At 40.2% G+C, this 1,682-nt stretch carries 2 protein-coding genes; both read left to right on the top strand.

The features are described 5' to 3' along the window. Positions 1 to 196: 196 nt before the first annotated feature. Entirely contained in the window at positions 197 to 403 is a 207-nt protein-coding gene (locus tag H6S82_RS32245; protein ID WP_190467082.1) for a DUF433 domain-containing protein, read from the top strand. 66 nt (positions 404 to 469) lie between these two features. After that, a complete protein-coding gene (locus H6S82_RS32240; RefSeq protein ID WP_190467079.1) occupies positions 470 to 1,537 on the top strand; it encodes an aromatic ring-hydroxylating dioxygenase subunit alpha in 1,068 nt (355 codons plus the stop codon). Positions 1,538 to 1,682: the final 145 nt, after the last annotated feature.

Below are 1,682 nucleotides of genomic sequence, written 5' to 3'. Positions count from 1 at the left end.
GTGGCAAGCAAAATCGTCGCTACAATTTGTGCAAGAGTCTGTTATTAAATGATACACTCAGCAGGGCATTGTGAAATTTTGTACAAACTTATTGCAAATTCAATAAGTTTAAATTAAAATTTTTTAAATGGAAGCTGTATATACGTCTTGTCGATGAGGTTGAGATAAAAATATTGTATATTTAGAGGGAAAAATTATGTTAGGATTTGACCGCATTACATTCGATCCCAAAATAATGGCAGGACAAGCTTGTATTCGCGGGATGAGAATTCCAGTTTCATTGATTTTGAATTTGGTGGCTAATGACAAACCAGTCAATGAAATTTTAGAAGAATATCCAGATTTAGAAGCAGAGGATATTCGTCAATCTCTGCTCTATGCAGCGTGGTTGGCTCAAGAGTGAGTTTACTTCTTCAAAGCTGCTATAAGCAAGCTTTAGATAAAGATAGTTGAAATTTGAAATAAAAAAATGTCTTCTGCCAAGCCACACTCGACCTTTAACAATCCGACACAATTTATAGAAGGATGGTACTGGGCATTGTCATCGAGAGAATTAAAAGTTGGCAGGGTAAAAGCTGTCACGCTTTTGGGTAGAAATTTGGCAATTTATCGGGGTTTCAGCGGTCAGGTAGTGGCGATCGATGCCTATTGCCCTCATATGGGCGCTCATTTGGCGGAGGGAAAGGTAGATGGGGATGGAATTCGCTGTTTTTTCCATAACTGGAAATACGATTCTAAGGGAATTTGTGTAGATATTCCTTCGCTTGTTAAACCGCTACCTGTATGTATTAAAACTTGGCAAACTGAAGAAAAGTACGGCATGATTTGGGTTTGGGTAGGAGAAGAAAAGCCAAGTTCGCTTCCGTTTGTGCCGGAACTGGAAGAAGTAGAATGCGATTATATTTTGGGGACTCGGTTTGTTAAAAATTGCCATCCGAATGTGCTGCTAATTAATGCGATCGATGCCCATCATTTCAATACAGTACACAATCTGCCCTTGGAAATAGTATTTAATTCGCAAGAACTGAAATCTAATGCGATCGCTTTTAGCAACACTACGCGGGGAGGTGATGATTCCTGGTTAATTCGCTTGATTCGTCCTTTATATGAGAATGAAGTGACCTACAGTATGTGCTATTGGTATGGCAGCACCGGGACTGTAACGCTTGGCCCCGATTTTTTGCACTTCTATATTATGTTTGCTTTGCGAATGATAGAAGGCGGTAAAACAGAAGGACAAACTATCTTGGTGACTCGCAAGCGATCGGGATGTTTGGGATGGGGTATAAACCGGGGTTTACTGTGGTTAACGCAGCAGGTTGGTAATTACTTTGCCAAGGGAGATACGCAAGTATTTCAAACGATTCAATTCGATTTGAAGACTCCGACAAAAGCCGATCGCTCAATTATAGAATTTATCCAGCACGTCAATCGCCAGAAAGCTTTAACCTGGGGAAATTGGGAAGCTGTTAATTACTCAGAGGATAACGATCGCCATTCTTCATCTACTTCTTTAATGCTCGATTATGACAAATGACAATTTAAAATATCCAGTTTCAGGATTTGACTTACTGCATACAGAATCCGACGATAGATTGCGACGCATACTCACAGCAGCATTGCCGCATCGTGTAAATTGCACAGTTAATTCCTACCGTGAATGCGATTATTGGGACGCTGCA

Origin of the sequence: Planktothrix sp. FACHB-1355 (assembly GCF_014748295.1) — a bacterium.
In the GTDB taxonomy this organism is placed as follows: domain Bacteria; phylum Cyanobacteriota; class Cyanobacteriia; order Cyanobacteriales; family Aerosakkonemataceae; genus Aerosakkonema; species Aerosakkonema funiforme_A.
This window is presented reverse-complemented; position numbering and strand designations above follow the sequence as displayed.

What these genes read in the sequence shown, in the direction of transcription:
- H6S82_RS32240 (WP_190467079.1), top strand. Translation starts at nt 470, where the DNA reads ATGTCTTCTGCCAAGCCACACTCGACCTTTAACAATCCGACACAATTT.
- H6S82_RS32245 (WP_190467082.1), top strand. Translation starts at nt 197, where the DNA reads ATGTTAGGATTTGACCGCATTACATTCGATCCCAAAATAATGGCAGGA.